The sequence below is a fragment of the Streptosporangium sp. NPDC000396 genome, assembly GCF_042898655.1.
Lineage (GTDB): Bacteria > Actinomycetota > Actinomycetes > Streptosporangiales > Streptosporangiaceae > Streptosporangium.
The window spans coordinates 44,991-61,909 of the sequence record NZ_JBIAZA010000031.1 but is presented as its reverse complement, the minus strand read 5'-3'; the positions used below and the strand labels follow the sequence as shown (position 1 = coordinate 61,909).

At 67.5% G+C, this 16,919-nt stretch carries 23 protein-coding genes and 1 tRNA gene; 15 read left to right on the top strand and 9 right to left on the bottom strand.

From position 1 onward, the window contains the following. The first annotated feature begins 30 nt into the window (after positions 1-30). Together ACFY2X_RS37020 and ACFY2X_RS37015 are read left to right on the top strand one after the other, a co-directional pair. Positions 31-1,212, top strand: coding sequence for a sensor histidine kinase (locus tag ACFY2X_RS37020; protein ID WP_389947804.1), 1,182 nt, complete (start codon positions 31-33; stop codon positions 1,210-1,212). Next, on the top strand, positions 1,209-1,898 hold the full coding sequence (locus ACFY2X_RS37015; RefSeq protein WP_389947738.1) for a response regulator: 690 nt from the start codon (positions 1,209-1,211) through the stop codon (positions 1,896-1,898). The genes ACFY2X_RS37020 and ACFY2X_RS37015 overlap by 4 nt, the downstream gene beginning before the upstream one ends. 82 nt (positions 1,899-1,980) lie before the next feature. Here the strand turns inward: ACFY2X_RS37015 and ACFY2X_RS37010 are convergent, their stop codons facing one another. Continuing rightward, entirely contained in the window at positions 1,981-2,562 is a 582-nt protein-coding gene (locus ACFY2X_RS37010; RefSeq protein WP_389947737.1) for a copper chaperone PCu(A)C, read from the bottom strand. A 261-nt stretch (positions 2,563-2,823) separates the two neighbouring features. Here ACFY2X_RS37010 and ACFY2X_RS37005 point away from each other — a divergent pair, with 261 nt between their 5' ends. From ACFY2X_RS37005 to ACFY2X_RS36990, 4 genes are all read left to right on the top strand, one after another. Next, the gene (locus tag ACFY2X_RS37005) at positions 2,824-3,306 is read left to right on the top strand and encodes a CarD family transcriptional regulator (RefSeq protein ID WP_012887713.1); all 483 of its coding nucleotides are present in this window, start codon (positions 2,824-2,826) and stop codon (positions 3,304-3,306) included. A gap of 17 nt (positions 3,307-3,323) precedes the next feature. Continuing rightward, positions 3,324-3,803, top strand: coding sequence for a 2-C-methyl-D-erythritol 2,4-cyclodiphosphate synthase (gene ispF / locus ACFY2X_RS37000; protein ID WP_389947736.1), 480 nt, complete (start codon positions 3,324-3,326; stop codon positions 3,801-3,803). Positions 3,804-3,969: 166 nt separating this feature from the next. Then, positions 3,970-4,233: a GlsB/YeaQ/YmgE family stress response membrane protein gene (locus ACFY2X_RS36995; RefSeq protein ID WP_389947735.1), complete on the top strand. Its 264-nt coding sequence runs from the start codon at positions 3,970-3,972 to the stop codon at positions 4,231-4,233. A 225-nt stretch (positions 4,234-4,458) separates the two neighbouring features. Then, on the top strand, positions 4,459-4,725 hold the full coding sequence (locus ACFY2X_RS36990) for a GlsB/YeaQ/YmgE family stress response membrane protein (protein ID WP_389947734.1): 267 nt from the start codon (positions 4,459-4,461) through the stop codon (positions 4,723-4,725). A gap of 43 nt (positions 4,726-4,768) precedes the next feature. Here the strand turns inward: ACFY2X_RS36990 and fahA are convergent, their stop codons facing one another. Both fahA and ACFY2X_RS36980 read right to left on the bottom strand, forming a co-directional pair. Then, positions 4,769-5,977, bottom strand: coding sequence for a fumarylacetoacetase (fahA, locus tag ACFY2X_RS36985; RefSeq protein WP_389947733.1), 1,209 nt, complete (start codon positions 5,975-5,977; stop codon positions 4,769-4,771). A gap of 53 nt (positions 5,978-6,030) precedes the next feature. Beyond that, entirely contained in the window at positions 6,031-7,332 is a 1,302-nt protein-coding gene (locus tag ACFY2X_RS36980) for a hypothetical protein (RefSeq protein ID WP_389947732.1), read from the bottom strand. Between the two features lie 75 nt (positions 7,333-7,407). Between ACFY2X_RS36980 and ACFY2X_RS36975 the strand changes: the two genes are divergently transcribed. From ACFY2X_RS36975 to rlmB, 3 genes are all read left to right on the top strand, one after another. Then, entirely contained in the window at positions 7,408-7,797 is a 390-nt protein-coding gene (locus tag ACFY2X_RS36975; RefSeq protein ID WP_389947731.1) for a PPOX class F420-dependent oxidoreductase, read from the top strand. A 115-nt stretch (positions 7,798-7,912) separates the two neighbouring features. Further along, a complete protein-coding gene (cysS, locus tag ACFY2X_RS36970; protein ID WP_389947730.1) occupies positions 7,913-9,310 on the top strand; it encodes a cysteine--tRNA ligase in 1,398 nt (465 codons plus the stop codon). Between the two features lie 23 nt (positions 9,311-9,333). Next, positions 9,334-10,299: a 23S rRNA (guanosine(2251)-2'-O)-methyltransferase RlmB gene (rlmB, locus tag ACFY2X_RS36965; protein WP_389947729.1), complete on the top strand. Its 966-nt coding sequence runs from the start codon at positions 9,334-9,336 to the stop codon at positions 10,297-10,299. Here rlmB and ACFY2X_RS36960 read toward each other — a convergent pair. Next, entirely contained in the window at positions 10,272-10,484 is a 213-nt protein-coding gene (locus tag ACFY2X_RS36960; protein WP_389947728.1) for a hypothetical protein, read from the bottom strand. The genes rlmB and ACFY2X_RS36960 overlap by 28 nt on opposite strands. On the opposite strand from ACFY2X_RS36960, the gene ACFY2X_RS36955 reads away from it, so the two are divergent. The 3 genes from ACFY2X_RS36955 to ACFY2X_RS36945 all read left to right on the top strand — a co-directional run bounded on the left by ACFY2X_RS36955 (position 10,471) and on the right by ACFY2X_RS36945 (position 11,361). Then, entirely contained in the window at positions 10,471-10,923 is a 453-nt protein-coding gene (locus ACFY2X_RS36955) for a hypothetical protein (protein ID WP_389947727.1), read from the top strand. The two genes, ACFY2X_RS36960 and ACFY2X_RS36955, sit on opposite strands and share 14 nt — an antisense overlap. A 65-nt stretch (positions 10,924-10,988) precedes the next feature. Further along, positions 10,989-11,099 (top strand): BBE domain-containing protein, encoded by a 111-nt coding sequence (locus tag ACFY2X_RS36950; protein WP_389947726.1) that lies wholly within the window; start codon positions 10,989-10,991, stop codon positions 11,097-11,099. A gap of 189 nt (positions 11,100-11,288) precedes the next feature. Next, positions 11,289-11,361, top strand: a tRNA-Thr gene (locus ACFY2X_RS36945). 84 nt (positions 11,362-11,445) lie between these two features. Here ACFY2X_RS36945 and ACFY2X_RS36940 read toward each other — a convergent pair. Further along, positions 11,446-11,796 (bottom strand): tyrosine-type recombinase/integrase, encoded by a 351-nt coding sequence (locus ACFY2X_RS36940; RefSeq protein ID WP_389947803.1) that lies wholly within the window; start codon positions 11,794-11,796, stop codon positions 11,446-11,448. Between the two features lie 152 nt (positions 11,797-11,948). Continuing rightward, on the bottom strand, positions 11,949-12,350 hold the full coding sequence (locus ACFY2X_RS36935) for a YkvA family protein (RefSeq protein WP_389947725.1): 402 nt from the start codon (positions 12,348-12,350) through the stop codon (positions 11,949-11,951). A 735-nt stretch (positions 12,351-13,085) separates the two neighbouring features. On the opposite strand from ACFY2X_RS36935, the gene ACFY2X_RS36930 reads away from it, so the two are divergent. Together ACFY2X_RS36930 and ACFY2X_RS36925 are read left to right on the top strand one after the other, a co-directional pair. Then, on the top strand, positions 13,086-13,613 hold the full coding sequence (locus ACFY2X_RS36930) for a DUF5919 domain-containing protein (RefSeq protein WP_389947724.1): 528 nt from the start codon (positions 13,086-13,088) through the stop codon (positions 13,611-13,613). Then, on the top strand, positions 13,610-14,425 hold the full coding sequence (locus tag ACFY2X_RS36925) for an inositol monophosphatase family protein (RefSeq protein WP_389947723.1): 816 nt from the start codon (positions 13,610-13,612) through the stop codon (positions 14,423-14,425). The genes ACFY2X_RS36930 and ACFY2X_RS36925 overlap by 4 nt, the downstream gene beginning before the upstream one ends. A gap of 144 nt (positions 14,426-14,569) precedes the next feature. On the opposite strand, the gene ACFY2X_RS36920 is transcribed toward ACFY2X_RS36925, so the two are convergent. The 3 genes from ACFY2X_RS36920 to ACFY2X_RS36910 form a co-directional block, all read right to left on the bottom strand. Then, positions 14,570-14,947, bottom strand: a complete 378-nt coding sequence (locus ACFY2X_RS36920; RefSeq protein WP_389947722.1) for an HAAS signaling domain-containing protein — start codon at positions 14,945-14,947, stop codon at positions 14,570-14,572. 30 nt (positions 14,948-14,977) lie between these two features. Beyond that, positions 14,978-15,313, bottom strand: a complete 336-nt coding sequence (locus ACFY2X_RS36915; RefSeq protein WP_344933091.1) for a PadR family transcriptional regulator — start codon at positions 15,311-15,313, stop codon at positions 14,978-14,980. A 329-nt stretch (positions 15,314-15,642) separates the two neighbouring features. Then, positions 15,643-15,951 (bottom strand): hypothetical protein, encoded by a 309-nt coding sequence (locus ACFY2X_RS36910; RefSeq protein WP_389947721.1) that lies wholly within the window; start codon positions 15,949-15,951, stop codon positions 15,643-15,645. 313 nt (positions 15,952-16,264) lie between these two features. Here ACFY2X_RS36910 and ACFY2X_RS36905 point away from each other — a divergent pair, with 313 nt between their 5' ends. Further along, on the top strand, positions 16,265-16,861 hold the full coding sequence (locus tag ACFY2X_RS36905; protein ID WP_389947720.1) for an RDD family protein: 597 nt from the start codon (positions 16,265-16,267) through the stop codon (positions 16,859-16,861). The last annotated feature ends 58 nt before the right edge of the window (positions 16,862-16,919 follow it).

Genomic DNA, 16,919 nt, shown 5'->3' with positions numbered 1-16,919 from the left:
TGAAGCCGACAGGAGGACCACGTGAGTGAGCTGGTGGCGAGCCTGGCCGCGTTGGCAGGTTTCGTCGTGGGGGCGCTGGCCGTGATGGTCGTCCGCCAGAGTGGGGGACAGCGGCGGTCGACGACCCCGGCGGAGGACGTCGAGCTCAGCCCGTTGCCCCAGGGTGTCGCCTCGGTGCTGGCCGTACTGCCCTCTTCGGCGGTCGTGCTCGACAAGGAGGACCGGGTGCTGCGGGCCAGTTCGGCCGCGCGGGCGTTCGGGCTGGTCAGAGGTGAGCACATGATGGCGGCCGAGCTGCTCGCGCTGGCCAGGCAGGTGCGCAGGGACGGCGAGATCCGTGAGAGCGAGATCGAGGTGGCCGGGCACAAGTTCGGTCAGGAGTCGACCAGCTTCGCGGTCAGGGTCGCCCCGCTGGGGTCTCACGGCCAGGTGCTCGTGCTCGCCGAGGATCAGACCGAGCACCGGCGCGTCGAGGCGGTGCGCCGTGACTTCGTCGCCAACGTGAGCCACGAGCTCAAGACGCCGGTGGGCGCGCTGTCGCTGCTGGCGGAGACGATCCAGGACGCCGCCGACGACCCCGAGGCGGTCACCCGCTTCGCCGGGCGCATGCAGCACGAGGCCGCTCGTCTCACCTACCTGGTCCAGGACCTCATCACCCTCTCCCGGATCCAGGGAGCCGAGCCCATCCCCACCCCCGGGCCGGTCCCGATCGACGAGGCCGTGCACGAGGCCATCGACCGCTGCAACACCACGGCGGCGGCCAAGGACATCACCCTCGTCGCGGGAGGCGCCGAGGGCCTGCAGATCTGGGGTGACGAGGAGCTTCTCGTCACCGCGCTGCGCAACCTCATCGACAACGCGGTCGCCTACAGCCCCGAGCACACCCGGGTCGTGGTCAGCGCCCGCGCGGCGGGTCCTCACACCGAATCGGTCGAGATCAGCGTGAGCGACCAGGGGATCGGCATTCCCGAGAGCGCCCAGGAGCGGATCTTCGAGCGGTTCTTCCGCGTCGACGCCGCCCGCTCGCGCGCCACGGGTGGCACGGGCCTCGGCCTGGCCATCGTCAAGCACGTGGCCGCCGCCCACAACGGAGCGGTCACGGTGTGGAGCAAGGAAGGATCGGGCTCCACCTTCACTCTCCGCCTGCCCGCCTTCGGCGGCATGGCGGTAGCCGTACCCAGTACCACCACCCCCATGGAGGCCGCGCAGTGACTCGCGTGCTTGTTGTCGAAGACGAAGAGTCGTTCTCCGACGCCCTGTCGTACATGCTGCGCAAGGAGGGTTTCGAGGTCGCGGTCGCGGCTACCGGCCCCGAGGCGCTGGACACCTTCGACCGTAACGGCGCCGACCTGGTGCTGCTCGACCTGATGCTGCCCGGCCTGCCCGGGACGGAGGTCTGCCGTTCGCTCCGGCAGCGCTCCAACGTTCCCGTGATCATGCTCACCGCCAAGGACAGCGAGATCGACAAGGTCGTCGGGCTGGAGCTCGGCGCCGACGACTACGTGACCAAGCCGTTCTCCTCCAGGGAGCTGGTGGCCCGCATCCGCGCGGTGCTGCGCCGCCAGGGCGACGTGGAGGAGGTGGAGTCGGCCGTGCTGGCGGCGGGGCCGGTCCGCATGGACGTGGACCGGCACATCGTCGCGGTCCGCGGCGACCAGGTGCAGCTTCCGCTGAAGGAGTTCGAGCTGCTGGAGGTCCTGCTCCGCAACGCCGGCCGGGTGCTCACCCGGGGCCAGCTCATCGACCGCGTCTGGGGCGCCGACTACGTGGGCGACACCAAGACCCTGGACGTGCACGTCAAGCGCCTGCGCGCCAAGGTCGAGGCCGATCCCTCCAACCCTCGGTGCATCCTCACCGTCCGCGGCCTGGGCTACAAGTTCGACCCCGCCGAGGACTGACCTCTCCAGGGGCCCTTCCAGACACGAAGGGGGTGTACGGCGCGCGCCGTACACCCCCTTCGGTGTGCTTCCGGGTGTGCCCTCAGTGGTCGCCCTCGGCGTGCTCCGTCGTGGCGGAGGGCGTGGGGGTCGGGGTGGGCGCCGGGGTCGCGCCCGGGGCCTGCGGGAGCTGCGAGAACTCGCGGCTGCGGGTGATGACCGGGATGTCCATGGGGACGATGCCCGCGTTGGCGAACTGCAGCTGGACCTTGACGCTCTCACCGCCGCTGAGGGGCTTCTTCAGCCCCTCGACCAGGACCGTGGGCGTGGGCTTGCCGACGCTCACCCGCTGCTGGACGGGAAGCGGGATCGGCGCGGTGACCTTCGCGGTGCCCAGGGACGGGTCGATGCCGACGCCGACCAGCGTGTCGGCGCTCGCGTTGGTGTTCACCAGGGACAGGTAGAGCGGCGTCGCCCCTCCCTGCGCCAGCACGGCGCCGGAGTCCGGGCCCAGGAAGAAGGCCTGGGAGACTTCGATCCCCTTGAGCCTGGTCGTGGCGGCCTCGGTGGCGGAGTAGGGCTTGTTGGTAATCGCGTCGAATCCGGCCCCACAGCCGGCCAGGACCGGGGCGGCTGCGAGGAACGCGGCGGCGGCGATCGCCCAGTGACGGCTGTTGCGGGTCACGGTGCGAGTTCTCCTTGTCACACTAGAGGTAAGACAGAGCCAACCCTATCCGTGAACTTTGCCGGGTTTTCCGGCGACCCACCCTGATCGCGGGGAGGTGGGAATGCAGGTCATGGGCGCTTTTCCATCCCTTGATTCACAGAGACGAACGCTTGTCAAGCCTTAATATGCGGCTTTGACCTGCAGTTATGGTGATTTCACTGTTCCGGGAGGCTGTGGATACGTGGTACTCTTGAGTACAGCGGAAGGGGTACTTGTCACATGACTTTCCAGGTCGGCGACACTGTCGTCTACCCCCACCACGGGGCTGCTCGGATCGAGGCAATCACGACCCGAACCATCAAGGGTGAGGAAAGGACCTACCTGGTTCTCAAGGTCGACAAGGGCGACCTTACCGTCCAGGTGCCGGCTGACAACGCCGAACTTGTAGGTGTTCGCGATGTCGTCGGCCAAGAGGGCCTTGAGCGCGTTTTCGACGTGCTTCGCATGCCTCACACCGAAGAGCCCACGAACTGGTCCCGCCGCTACAAGGCCAACCTTGAGAAGCTGGCGTCCGGCGACGTCAACAAGGTGGCCGAGGTCGTTCGCGACCTGTGGCGACGAGACAAGGAGCGCGGACTCTCCGCAGGTGAGAAGCGGATGCTGGCGAAGGCCCGCCAGATCCTGGTCAGCGAGCTCGCGCTCGCCGAGAAGACCAACGAAGATAAGGCCGAGGCACTGCTCGACGAGGTTCTCAACTCCTGAACACGACATTTCCGCGGGTGGGCGTTGGAGTCGACGTCCACCCGTTCGCATCTGGGCGTGAACTCCACCTCGCGGGTCTGCACTGGCCGGGCGAAACGGGCCTTGAGGGGCACTCCGACGGTGACGCCGCCGCCCACGCCGCCTGTGACGCGCTGCTGTCCGCGTCGGGTCTCGGTGATCTCGGAGGGCTGTTCGGCACGTCCGACCCCCGATGGGCAGGGGCCTCCGGCGTCGCCCTGCTGGAGGAGACCGCCCGGAAGGTGCGCGCCGCCGGCTTCGAAATCGGCAACGTGGCCATCCAGGTGGTGGGAAACCGGCCGAAGATGGCGCCTCGCCGCGCCGAGGCCGAAAAAGTGCTCAGCGCGGCCATAGGGGCGCCCGTGAGCCTCAGCGCGACCACGACCGACGGCCTGGGACTGACCGGGCGTGGTGAGGGCGTGGCGGCCATCGCGACCGCGATCGTGGTGAACCTGGGTCCGCTGCCGGACGTCTCCTAGTACGAACGTGAAAGCGTTCCGGCGGGCAGAGTGGAATGCCCGCCGATGCATTCAGGTGGTGGCTCGTTTCCTGGCGCGGTACGAGCCACCCCTTTTTTCCTGAATGATCTGAGAATGTCTGGGTAGCCCCCTATAGACCATGTCTCGTCGCCGGGGGGAGCAAGACATGATTGGGTCGATTATTTCCGCAATTGTCATCGGGGCCATCATCGGTGCGCTGGCGCGCCTCATCATTCCCGGACGGCAAAACCTCTCCTTGGGGGTGACGCTCGTCGTGGGCATCGCCGCCGCGCTCGTCGGCACGCTCATCGCGGCCGCGCTGGGCATCGCCAACACCAGGGGGATCGACTGGTGGGAGCACATCATCCAGCTCGCGCTCGCGGTGCTCGGGGTGCTGCTCGTCGTCCAGATAAACGCCCGGAAGACCTGAGCGCTGAGCGTCCGGAAGACCTGAGCGCTGAGCGCCCGCAAGACCTGAGCGTGCCTTGCGGAACCTCCGGGTTGCCGCAACCGCCTGGACGGCGCCCCGCCACGGCGAAGATCCACGAGGCACGCCCCGGCGAACGGAAATTTTGCCGTTGCCGGGAATATCTCTGACGTGGCGGGTAGCCAACTCCCTGTGAGGGTGAAGATCTCACCTCACTGGGAGGTTGACATGACTATCGAGTCCATCCTCGGGGCCATCGTCATCGGTGCCGTCATCGGCGCTCTCGGTCGTCTCCTGCTTCCCGGTAGGCAGGCGATCGGGTGGATCCTGACCATTGCCGTGGGCATCGTCGCCGCGCTCATCGGCACGGCCATCGCCCAGTACCTCGGCGTCGCCACCACGAGCGGAATCGACTGGATCGAGCTCGTCATGCAGGTGGTCCTGGCCGTCGTCGGTGTCGGCCTGGTCGCCGGCCTGAAGCGCTCCAGGGTGTAGGGCTCCAAGGTGCAGGCAGCGCTTCACCGGCAGTGCTCCGAGACTAGGCGGCAGGGTAGACCATCCCGGCGACCTCGCCGAGGCTCACCCGGGCACCCTCAGGCCCGGAGGCGTGTGCACTGATCCGCACGACGTCGCCGTCCTCCAGGAAGACCCGCTGGGTTCCGTCCGGCAGACCGAGCGGGTGCCGGCCGTTCCAGGTCAGTTCGAGAAACGTGCCGAACTGGCTTCTGGCCGATCCCGAAACGGGCCCGGAGGTGAGGAGATCGCCGGTCCGCAGCGGGGCGCCGCTCACCGTCGCGTGAGCGAACAGCTGCGGGCCGGTCCAATACTGTGAGGAGAACGAAGGCCTGGACAGGACGTGACCGTTCACCTCGACCTGCAGCGTGATGTTCAGACCCCACGGCTGGTCGGTCTTCAGATAGGGCAGCGGAGGCGGATCCTGGGCCGGCGGCTCGACCCGGGCCGACTTCAGCGCCGTGAGCGGGACCACCCACGGCGAGATCGCGGTGACGAAGTTCCCGAGGAACGGGCCGAGCGGGGCGCTCTCCCAGGCCAGGATGTCATGCGCCTGCCAGCTGTTGATCAGCACGACCCCGAACACGTGATCCTCGAACGCGTGGGTGCTCAACCCCTGCGGCGAGGCGGCCGGGACGCCGACCACGTAGCCGATCTCGGCGGACAGGTCCACTCGGGAGGACGGCTGGAAGACCGGGTCGGCTTCCTCCAGGCCCCAGACCTGGCCCCACGGCCGCATGATCGGCGTGCCTGACACCACCACACTCGACGCCCTGCCGTACTGGCCGATGGGCATCCGCGGCCAGTTGGGCGGGAGCGGGTCGGACGGCGGCCGGAACATCCGGCCCAGGTTGGTCGTGTGGTCGAGGGATGCCTGGAAGCGGACCAGGTCGGCCACGGCGACCGGCAGGTGCATCCGCACATCGCTCATCGGGACGAGCGCGGGCAGGGCCGCCGCGCACTGTGAGGCGTCGGTGAGCAGCCAGACCAGCCGCTCCCTCACGTTCTGCCAGACCCGCGGCCCGGCGGCCAGGAAGGCGTTGAGGGTGCCCGAGGCGAACCAGTGGCAGTTGGCCAGCACACCGGTGGTGGTCAGGAGGCTGAGGTCGAGCACCTGGTCGCCGATCGCCACCCCCACGCGCGGGAGTTCTCCGCGGCGGGAGAAGACACCGTAGGGCAGGTTGTCCACAGAAAAGCCGCTCTTGTCGGCGGCCTGTACCCAAGACGTGATCACGCCCGCTTCGTTCCCGGGATCGGGTCAGGCGGTGATCCCGGAGAAGTCAAGATTCATTCTTCCGGGGGCGTGGGGGTGCTGCGCACGCGCCCGGAAGGCGGGGCCAGGAGCTCCTCTTCTCGATCCTCCTCATGCGGCTCGGGCGGGGCGACCGCCTCCGCCGCGCTCTTTCCGGGATCGGCGGCCTCCGCCGCATTCTCCTCAGGGTCGGCAGCCTCCGCCGCGCTCTCCTCAGGGTCGGCGGCCTCGGCGCCGTGGGCCGGGTCGGGAGACGACCCGCCGGACACGACGTGCATCGGCTGGGTGTCGGCGTCACGGTCGTCGGTGCCGGCCTGCGGCTGCTCCTCCTGAGCCTCCTGGCCGTCCCCGTCCGTGTCCTGGGGGCGAGCCCGCTCGCCGGTCCGGCTCCCGGGCTCCTTGTCCCGTACGGCGCCGCGGGGCTTGTCCCGTATGGCGCCGCGGGGCGGATGGACGAGCACGTCCCCCTGAGGAGGCCGGAGTAGATCTCCCCAGCGCACGGGCTTCACCGGTTCGGCGGTGTCGGGGGTGCCGGGAAGCTCGGAGACCTGGGGCGTCTCCGGGGCCGGGGTGGGGCCGGTCACGGGGGTGGGGGCCGGGAGGTCGTGATGCGGGACGGACTCCAGAGGAGGGGCGGCCTGCGGATCGAGCACGACCTCGACGGGGGAGTGGTGAACCGGCTCGACCGGCCGGGGCGGCTGGACCGGCTGGGCTGACCGGGTCGGCTGGGCCGGGGGTTCCGCGGCCAGGGGTTCCGCGGCCAGGGGTTCCGCGGTCGGGGGCTCGGCGTCCGGGAAGGGCACGATGTCGTGGTCACGGCCGGCCTGCCTCGCGTCGGCGGCGGCCCGCCGGGTGGCGGCATGCTTGATCAGCAGGAGCCAGAGCCACAGGGCCACGGCCAGCATCACCCAGGGCGCGACGGCCACGACGACGGCTGCCTGCCGTACGTCCACCGTGGCCCGCACGGCCGTGGCCACCTCGGCCGCGGCCGCGGCGACGAACAGCAGCGCCAGGATCACCCCCGCCTGCAGGCGGGCCGGCCAGCGCCCGCCCCGCAGCAGCATCACGCCGACCAGCGCGACGGTGAACAGCGCGTCGAAGGCGGCCGGGTAGAGATAGGCGAGGCCCGGTGCGGCCTCACCGGTGACGGCGAGGCCACGCAGGTCTTCGAAGGAGAGCACGCACGCGGCGGCGGTGAGCCCGGCCACGCCGACTCCGGTGAGGGCTATCCCGGCACGGCGCAGGGCGACGGCCACCCGGCTCGGTTCGGGGGGCGCGGGCAGGGCTGAGGACGGGCGGGAGGGCGAGCCTGCCGCCACGGGGGATTTGACGTCCATGGCGTCTTGAGCCTACAGAATCGACACCTGGCATGATCGGTGGAGTTGGACGGGACGAGACGAGCAGGGGGAGACATGGCACAGCTGCCCGACGGGGTGCGCGAGCTGTTCGACGGGGTCAACTTCGCCACGGTGACGAGCCTGAACGCGGACGGCAGCCCGCAGGCCAGCGTGGTCTGGACGAAGACCGACGGTGACGACATCGTGTTCTCCACCCTCAGGGGGCGGCGCAAGGACCGTAACTTCGCACGCGACCCGCGGACGGCCATCGTGGTGGTCGACCACGCCAACCCCTATCGCTACGCGGAGGTGCGGGGAAGCGTTACGGTGACCGAGGACCCGTCGGGGGAGCTCATCAACGAGCTCTCGCACAAATACATGGGCAAGGCGTGGGTCGAGGCGACCCCGGGCGCGCAGCGATTGATCGTGCGCGTCACCCCCGAGCGGGTCTACTTGCGCGGCTGATCGTAAAAGGGCATTGGTGTCATTAGCCGCTAATGACCCCCAAAAGACACCGTTGAACAACTTCAACGTCTGGTAACCCGGCTTGTGAGGTGATGTAAGGCGTTAGCCTTTCCTCGTGAGCCTGCACCTATACGACACCAGCGCACGTACGGTCCGCGAATTCGTTCCGGTCGAACCCGGCCGGGCGTCGATCTACCTGTGTGGTGCCACCGTGCAGGCCCCGCCGCACATCGGGCACATCCGTTCCGGCGTCAACTTCGACGTGCTCCGCCGCTGGATGACCCGGTCGGGCTACGAGGTGACCTTCTGCCGGAACGTCACGGACATCGACGACAAGATCATTCGAGTCGCGGCGGCCGAGGGCGTGCCGTGGTTCGTCGTCGCCGAGCGCAACCAGCGCGCCTTCACCTGGGCCTACCAGGTGCTCGGCTGCCTCCCCCCGACCGTCGAGCCTCGGGCCACCGGTCACGTGCCCGAGATGATCGAGCTGATGGAGCGGCTGATCGAGGCCGGTCACGCCTACGCCTCCGGAGGGGACGTCTACTTCGACGTCGTCTCCTACGCCGAGCGGTACGGCTCGCTCTCCAACCAGAGGCTGGAGAACCTCCGGGCGGCCGGCGACACCGACAACGACTCGTGCAAGCGAGACCCGCGTGACTTCGCGCTGTGGAAGGGCGAGAAGCCCGGCGAGCCGACCTGGCCGACCCCGTGGGGCCGTGGCCGTCCCGGCTGGCACCTGGAGTGCTCCGCCATGGCGACGAAATACCTCGGGCCGACCTTCGACATCCACGGCGGCGGCGTCGACCTGATCTTCCCGCACCACGAGAACGAGCTGACCCAGTCGCAGGCGGCCGGTGACGGTTTCGCCCGTTACTGGATGCACAACGGCATGCTCAAGATCGGCGCGGAGAAGATGAGCAAGTCGCTCGGCAACTCCCTGCTGATCCCCGAGGTGACCAAGAAGGTCCGCCCCGTCGAGCTTCGCTACTACCTGGCCGCCCCGCACTACCGCTCCGCGATCGACTACTCCGAGGAGGCGCTGCACGAGGCCGCCGCGGCCTACCAGCGCATCGAGGGCTTCGTCACCCGGGCGGCCGAGGTCATCCACGACGTGGACGCGCACGCGCCGCTGCCCCAGGCGTTCGTCGACGCGCTCAACGACGACCTGGGCACCCCGCAGGCGCTCGCCGTGGTGCACGAGGTGGTCCGCGAGGGCAACGTCGCGCTGGCACAGGGCAACAAGGAGCAGGTCGCCAGGTTGCTGGCCGAGACGCAGAACATGCTGGACGTGCTCGGCCTGGACCCGCGCTCGGAGCAGTGGCGTTCCTCGGGCGATGACTCCGGCCTGCGCTCGACCGTGGACGCGCTGGTCAGCGTGGCCCTGGAGCAGCGTCAGGCGGCCCGGGCCCGCAAGGACTTCGCGGCGGCCGACAGCATCCGCGACCGGCTCGCCGACGCCGGAATCGTCGTGGAGGACACCCCCCAGGGTCCCCGTTGGGAACTGGCGCGGTAAAAGCAGGCCGTACCCTATACAGCATGGCTGGTGGGGGTAAGGGGTCCGGGCGACCCGCGAAGAAGAAAAGTCCGACCAAGGGCACGGGCGGTAACGTGCGCCGTGGCCTGGAGGGCAAGGGGGCGACCCCGCCGGCGCACATGCGGCACTGGCACAAGGACAAGGCACGCGCCGAGCGGATCGAGCGCGAGGAGAGGACCGGCCGGTCCTCCTCCCCGCGCACCCCGGTCCGTGCCAGGCGGAGCGAGGACGCCCCCGAATACATCGGTGGCCGCAACCCCGTGCTTGAGGCGCTGCGGGCCGGTGTGCCCGCGAGCGCGATGTACATCGCCCTGCGCATCGACAACGACGACCGGGTCAGCGAGGCCGTCCGGATCGCCGCCGACCGCGGCATCGCGCTGCTGGAGGTCGGCAGGGAGAAACTGGACCGCCTCACCGAGGGGACGATCCACCAGGGCGTGGCCCTGCAGATCCCGGCATACGACTACGCCCACCCCGAGGACCTGGTCGGCATCGCCCAGGACGCCGCGGAGGTGCCGCTGATCGTGGCCCTCGACGGCGTCACCGACCCGCGCAACCTCGGCGCCATCGCCCGCTCGGCCACCGCCTTCGGCGCCCACGGCCTGATCATCCCCTCCCGCCGTTCGGCCGGAGTGACGGGCGGCGCCTGGAAGACCTCCGCCGGCACGCTGGCCACCCTGCCGGTCGCCCGCGCGGCCAACCTGACCGCGGCCCTGCGCGAATACCGTGAGGCCGGCCTGTTCGTGATCGGCCTGGACGGCGAGGGCACGGTCGACATCGGCGATGCCAACCTTCTCGACAGCCCGCTGGTCATCGTCGTGGGTTCGGAGGGCAAGGGCCTGTCCCGTCTGGTCCGCGAGTCCTGCGACCTGGTCGTCCGCATTCCGATGAACGCCGCGGCGGAGTCCCTGAACGCGGGCGTCGCCGCCGGAGTCGCCCTCTACGAGGTGGCACGCCACCGCCGCTGACCGCGCCCCTCGGGCACCGGGTTCTGACCGGCCGGTCGCAGGAGCCGCTCCGCCACCACGCGAAGGTGGTCGAGCAACTCGGGTGGCCCGTCGAGGGTGAAGTCGGTGCCGAGCGCGACCAGCTCCAGCGCGATCCTGTCCAGGGAGTCGGCGCCGAAACGGACCACGCACGTGTGCTCGTCCACGGCCTCGACCCTGCCGGGCAGCTCGCACGGGGTGAACCCCCAGCGGGTGGGCCTGGGGTCGGCGATCCTGTCCATCCTGTCGGGGGAACGGCTCGTCGCGCCGCTGCGGGCGGCCGGCCCCGTCCTCATGGACACCCTGGGCGACCTGTCCTACACCGAATCAGGGTCCATCAGCAACGACCCGCCGTTCGCCCACGCTTACACCGGCACCAGCGCCATGCTGGACGAGCTGGACGTGGCCACCGCGTTCGACCTGGCCGGGCCCGGCGCCGCCGTGCCGTGCGTGCTGCAGGTGCGCCACCTCGGCGGCGCGCTGACCCGGCCGTCGGCGGCCGTGATCGGGCACAGGGACGCGCGGTACGCCCTGCACGTGGTCTCCGGCCTCGACGGCCTCGACGGCCTCGTCCCCGCGACCTCAAGGAAACCCACCGGAATCTGATCGGGGCGCTGAAGAGCTCGGGCACATTCCTGAACTTCCTTTACGGCCCGGCCACCGCCGAGCAGGTGCGCGCCGCCTACGACCCTGACACCTACCGCGAACTCACCCGGCTCAAGGCCGCCTACGACCCGGCCAACCTGTTCCGGCTCAACCACAACATCCCCCCGGCCGGGTGAAAGGCGCGGCTTGGCCGTACCGGGAAGATCTGGGTACGGCCAAGCCGCACACCTCAGGTGACAACCGCCTCGCGCCGGACCACCGTTTTCCTCGGTAGAGTTCGCGAGATCTTCCTGGATCTTTCCGGCTCTCTCGTACGCCGCGGTGACGTCCGGGGCGCAAGGCGACTACACTCATCAGGCAACCATGCCGACGTAGCTCAATCGGCAGAGCAACAGTCTTGTAAACTGTAGGTCAGGGGTTCGATTCCCCTCGTCGGCTCGTATCACGAAGGCCCAGGTCAGGGGCATGATTCCTTGGCCTGGGCCTTCGTCGTTCTCAAGGCTCCGGGGAGCCGCGTGCCACCTACGTGCCACTAACGTTCTTGAACTTTGTTTCCCGTGCCATCGTGAGAGCGCTGCCGAGCGCCTGAGCGATGGCTCTGTCCCTATCCTGACTGGCATGCTGATAGATCAGCGCGGCCCGCGTGGAGGAGCGCCCCGTGCGGGACATCAGCTCCTTGAGGCTTGCCCCGGTGGAGGCCGCCAGGGTGTTGCCGACGTGGCGGAGATCATGAAAGTGAAGGTCGGGAAGCCCGACGGCCTTACGAGTCTTGTTCCACGTCCGGCGGAATCCCGAGTGCTTCAGCGGTCCACCTTTGGGGTCGGTGAACACTCGCCCGTTCTCTCCCGGCTCCGCGAACTTCTCCAGGTGCACCCGCAAGTCAGAGATGATCTCCGGAGGGATGGCGACCACCTCGCCGCATTGCGCCTGGCCTTGGCGGCTTCCAGAACCTTGCGCGCCTCGTTGCAGGTCAGCAGCTCAAGCGGCGGCCACCGGCACGTCGCCGCCAGGCGCTTCGACCACCGTCATGACGCCGGCCTGGCCGGACCGAGGAGCCGTTCCAGGAGACGAGTCTCGCCGGGCCAAGCCTCAATGAGTACCTCACGCGGGACCTGCCGCCCGGCATAGCGCAAGGCCAACGCAACCACGACGATGTCGTCGAGAGGCCCGATCACCGGCAGAAACTCGGGGATCAGATCAATAGGGCTTGCGACCCACAAGCCGGCGAACACAATAGCGATCTTCGCCTTCCGTGGCACCCGAGGATCTTTTCGTAGCCGCCGCACTGTGGTTACGCAGTCGGGGATGAACGCAGCCAGATCGCGCAGAATGCCAGATGGCAAGCGGCGAGCAAGAAGCACGAGCAAAGCCCAGCTCACGAGCAAGCAGCCAACGGCGATACCAAGTCCGATGAGCCAGTTACGCATGAGCTGGGTCCGTCCTGAAGCCATGCTGATCTACCTCGAAGCTTAGAGCGTCTGGCAAGTCCCGAGCTGAAGACCAACGCCTCCGGCGGGGGAGTCGGCTCCGGGATGATCGCGATTGCTGACAGGAGAGCCGTAGCCGGCTGGGGTGAGTCGGATCTTCCCGTCTGCCGCGTCCCAGGCAAGCCCAACAGCTCGACTCCTCCGGATCAAGGCCGTCTGTGACCGTTGGCATCCAATGGCCGAGGAACGTCTACCGGCTGACGGACACACGAAGACGACCTTGACCCTCCGTCTTCGGCATGGCCGAGGCCGCCTGTGCATTACGAAGATCCCTGTAGCGGAACGCGATCCGACGAGCGGCCCGAGCGGGTTCCATGGTCGAATGCCGGGCGTAGATGGAGCGCCTGCGTCGGTCATCTCATCCGACGCGCCACCAGAACCAATCTCCGTCGCGCCAGACCACCAAGCCGACCCAGACTGACACCAGTGCCAGATCGTACCCATCGTGAACATCAGTGGAGATTCCCTCTCGCTCAAGCTCGGCTCGCAGCGATGCGGCCGCATCAAGGGACGAGACACCTCTCGCTGTGAATGCCGCGTTCATGACGACCGCCCATGCGCAGTTCCCGAAATCGAAGCTCTCCAGCATGTTGAGCAGTTGTCGCGCACTCGGCGATAGGGGGCCGTGGTTTCATCACTGCCCGAGGCCACGAGACCTCGGCGCATGGTGCCGATGTGACGGCCGTGTTCAGCAGCCGGTCGGCGTTCGCTTCTGCCTACCCACCTTCAGCTCTGTTCGACACCGCCAGAGAGATCAACGCCGCTGGCCTGTCGCCCAACCTGCTCTGCCAGAGTTACCCCGACCACCAGCTCAAGCGACTTCTCGAAAGCGGCACCAGGATCCGGTGCCTGTTCCTCGACCCTCAGGGGAGCGCGATCCGTGCCCGCGAGGATGAAGAAGGCTACGAAGACGGCACGCTCACCACGCTGACCGCGCTCAATATCAGCATGCTGACCCGTCTCAAGGCGAGGCTCACCCCGGAGGCGGCCGAGTTGCTGGAATTGCGCGTCTACGACGAGACGATCCGTTTCAATATCCTCATCGTGGACGGGGCCACATGCGTGGTCCAGCCGTACCTCCCCCAGGCGCGCGGAGTCGACTCGCCTACCATCGTGATCAACGACAACACCGCCGCCGACGGGTTGTTCCCCGTCTTCGACCAGGTGTTCACCTCGATGTGGGAGCGGAGCAGCCCCGTATGACCGTCGACGCCCGCATACTCCTGCCGATCGCCGAGCAAGCCATCACCATCGCCAGCGAGATCGTGAAGACCCGGCTTCCCGGAGTCGTCACCGCCAAGGGCGACCGCGACATGGCCACCGAAGCGGACTACGCCGTAGAGCACGCGGTCCGTGACTTCCTCGGCCGCGAGACACCTGAGATCGGTTTCTTCGGCGAAGAGGAAGGGGCCACGAGGGGCGCCAGAAACGGTCTGGTGTGGATGCTCGACCCGGTGGACGGAACTGCCAACTTCCTGCACGGCATCCCGCTGTGCGGGATCTCCCTCGGCCTCGTCGACAAGGACATGCCGACTCTCGGTGTGATCGACCTGCCCTGCCTCGGCTCCCGCTACAGCGCGGCAGAAGGCCACGGAGCACGAGCCAACGGACAGAAGATCCGCGCGAGCGAGACCGGTGACCTTGGGTCGGCCGTGGTCGCCATCGGTGACTACGCCGTCGGCAGCGACGCGGAGACGAAGAACCGTCTGCGTCTGGCCCTCAGCCACGAGCTTGCCGCCCGCGTGCAACGGGTGAGGATGTTCGGATCAGCCGCAGTGGACCTCGCTTGGGTTGCCGAAGGCAAGATCGACGCCAACATCATGCTCAGCAACAACCCTTGGGACACCGCCGCAGGAGTCCTCATCGCCCGCGAGGCCGGAGCCACCGTCGTCGACCTGGACGGCAGCCCGCACACCATGAACGCCCGCGCCACCATCGCCGCCAACCCTAAAATCCTTGCTGATCTCGTCGAGCTCATCGCCGAAGCAGGCAAGGACACCGGACGTAGCGAGTAGCTTGCTGAATTGTTCTTATGGGTATCAAGGGGCGGCGGCGCTGCGCGTCGCCGCCCAGAGGCAGCACGACGATCGCCACGGGTAGTCCGAGGTACGTCGTGGTCAGGGGCGATCGAAGATTCGGGGCTCGTTCCTCGCCCTGGCTCACCGGGCCGGAACAGGATCACCGGTCCAGAACAGGATATATGCGACGAACCATCCGATTCCGAGGAGGCCGCCGATGACTAGCAGGATGACGACGGTCTTCACCAGCCATCTGAAATCGGTTCGAGCAGTGGAGTTGGCCGGGGCCTCCGAGGGAAGGTCGGCGACGGCCGCCGCGACGATGGCCTCAGGATCACCTAGCTTGCTGAGGATCTGGCTTATGACGGCGGGATCCTCGATACCGGCAGGCGAGCCGGAGGCGGCCTCGGCCTGAGCGATCACGATGTGTGAACGGACGTCGGCGAGCAACTCGGCTCGGCGGTTCACGGGGAGGGCGGCGGCAGCCCTTTCGATCTCGGATAGGTATTCCTCGGCCATCGCGTCAAGCCGCAGATCTTCGGTCATGGCTCAGGGTGCCTCGTTCCCGGACTCGTTCTTGGAGAGGAAATGCAGGACAGCGGCGTGGAACCTGGACCATTCCGCTGTGAACTCCTCGAGCGCCCGCGCACCGGACGGCGTGAGTTCGTAGTACTTGCGCGGCGGGCCGCTGGTCGACTCCTGCCACGTGGTCTCGACGAGACCTTCTCGGCGCAACCTGGATAGCAGTGGATAGATGGTCCCCTCGCTGGTGACCATGGTGTCCACCTCTCCAAGCTCGCGGAGCAGCTCGACGCCGTAGCGGCTGCCGCCTCGAAGTAAGGCCAGCACGCAGTACTCCAGGACACCGCGCCGCAGTTGACTCATCGCTTTCTCGGTGTTGCCGAGTTCCATGCAATGCAAGGTACTGGGTATAGCATGCTCAATCAAGCGGGATGCCGGGTAAAGGTTGTCGGTGCCGTGCCCGTTACGTGTCCGATGAGACGGGCAACAAGGGGGAGCAGCGGAGGGTCACAAGGAAAGCGATCAGGCTACTGAGCTTTATTTTCGCAGGTGGGGCAAGATCGACATGCGGTGTTCAGCCCGCACTGGCGCATTCCGCTGGCCATCGCATGATGACTGTGCTCTACGCGGATCACCGCCGAATTGTGTTGGCAGGAGACCGGGGAAGAGTCAGTCCATGATGTTTCAGGGGATCAGGAAGACCGCTGAGTCGGCTTCCCCGAGTGCATCAGGCATATCCCCGCTATGAAAGCCCCGAACCCCAAGAAGATCACTGCGATGGACAGTTCGTACGGCGCTTCCATCATCACCGGGCCCAGCGCAACGGTGAACACGAAGACCGCCATCAGCAGTTGTGCCCACCCGTAGCGGCGAGGATTGAAGCCACCACGCCAGACGAAGGGCAGACGGGGGAGCCGGTCGGTCGCCAACGAGTAGATGCCCAGTGCAACGTTGAAGCATCCGACCCCCAACACGATCCACTGAACCGCTTCAAGACCCATTAGGGTCAGCTCCTTCGCTGTCCGGGGCAAATCGCTCTCCTGAAGAAAGCTTGCCAGATTGTTCTTATAGAGATCAAGGCGGCAGCGCGCCGCGCCGCCGTACCCGGCCGCCCGCCGTGCGGTCTGGGGGCCGATCCCGGACGGCAACGGCCCGGGCCGTTGCCGCACCGTGCACCCGCCGTACCCGGCACACTCGCCGTACCCGGCACACTCGCCGTACCCGGCACACTCGCCGGCCTTGGCGTTGCGCCGCCCTCGTAATCTCCCGCCATTCTGGTTTCACACGTCAAATTCATCCAGCACACTGAACGGCATGAAAACCGCCCCCCCAGCTCTGACAACACGAACTCTCGCTGCGCGGCGTCACCGTTTTGCGGCCTTCCTTATCGACAGCCTGATCTGTTACGTGGCAACCTCGCCGATCCATCCGCTGCTTGAAGATGTCGAGGTGCCCGATGAATCGGTCCTCATCAGTTATCTCAACCCTTACGCAGGGAATCCTGATTGGCCGATCGATGTCGCACTCGCCGTCCTCTTCGCCGCCTACTTCTGGTTACAGCACGCGCTGTGGGGTCAGACGCTCGGCAAGCGGCTCTGTCGATTGAAGGTGGTGTCCAGCGTAACCGGAGAACCACCGGGCCTCCGTCGTGCGGGAATTCGTGCTCTTGTCCACCCCGCCATGACATCAGTGCCGTATATCGGGGTGCTGCTGAATCTAGTCGACCTGTTGTGGATGTTCGGCGATTCGAAACGCCGATGCCTACACGACGTGATTGCCGAAACCATCGTGGTCGACCTCGGCGGCCCTGAAAAGAAAGGGTTCGGAGGGTCCGGCTTCCTGCTCGGTCTGGGCATCATCATCGCCCTCTTCGCCGTCTTCGTGCTCGTCTCCGTGCTGATGGCCTGGTAGCCGACCACCGGCCCTTGTCCGGGCCCCTCAGAATCGGACGTGAGGTGACTCAGGACAC

Coding starts and splice junctions, on each gene's coding strand:
- ACFY2X_RS37005 (WP_012887713.1), top strand. CDS start 2,824: ATGACTTTCCAGGTCGGCGACACTGTCGTCTACCCCCACCACGGGGCT.
- ACFY2X_RS36995 (WP_389947735.1), top strand. CDS start 3,970: ATGATTGGGTCGATTATTTCCGCAATTGTCATCGGGGCCATCATCGGT.
- ACFY2X_RS36990 (WP_389947734.1), top strand. CDS start 4,459: ATGACTATCGAGTCCATCCTCGGGGCCATCGTCATCGGTGCCGTCATC.
- ACFY2X_RS36980 (WP_389947732.1), bottom strand. CDS start 7,332: ATGGACGTCAAATCCCCCGTGGCGGCAGGCTCGCCCTCCCGCCCGTCC.
- ACFY2X_RS36975 (WP_389947731.1), top strand. CDS start 7,408: ATGGCACAGCTGCCCGACGGGGTGCGCGAGCTGTTCGACGGGGTCAAC.
- rlmB (WP_389947729.1), top strand. CDS start 9,334: ATGGCTGGTGGGGGTAAGGGGTCCGGGCGACCCGCGAAGAAGAAAAGT.
- ACFY2X_RS36935 (WP_389947725.1), bottom strand. CDS start 12,350: ATGCGTAACTGGCTCATCGGACTTGGTATCGCCGTTGGCTGCTTGCTC.
- ACFY2X_RS36925 (WP_389947723.1), top strand. CDS start 13,610: ATGACCGTCGACGCCCGCATACTCCTGCCGATCGCCGAGCAAGCCATC.
- ACFY2X_RS36920 (WP_389947722.1), bottom strand. CDS start 14,947: ATGGCCGAGGAATACCTATCCGAGATCGAAAGGGCTGCCGCCGCCCTC.
- ACFY2X_RS36915 (WP_344933091.1), bottom strand. CDS start 15,313: ATGAGTCAACTGCGGCGCGGTGTCCTGGAGTACTGCGTGCTGGCCTTA.
- ACFY2X_RS36910 (WP_389947721.1), bottom strand. CDS start 15,951: ATGGGTCTTGAAGCGGTTCAGTGGATCGTGTTGGGGGTCGGATGCTTC.
- ACFY2X_RS36905 (WP_389947720.1), top strand. CDS start 16,265: ATGAAAACCGCCCCCCCAGCTCTGACAACACGAACTCTCGCTGCGCGG.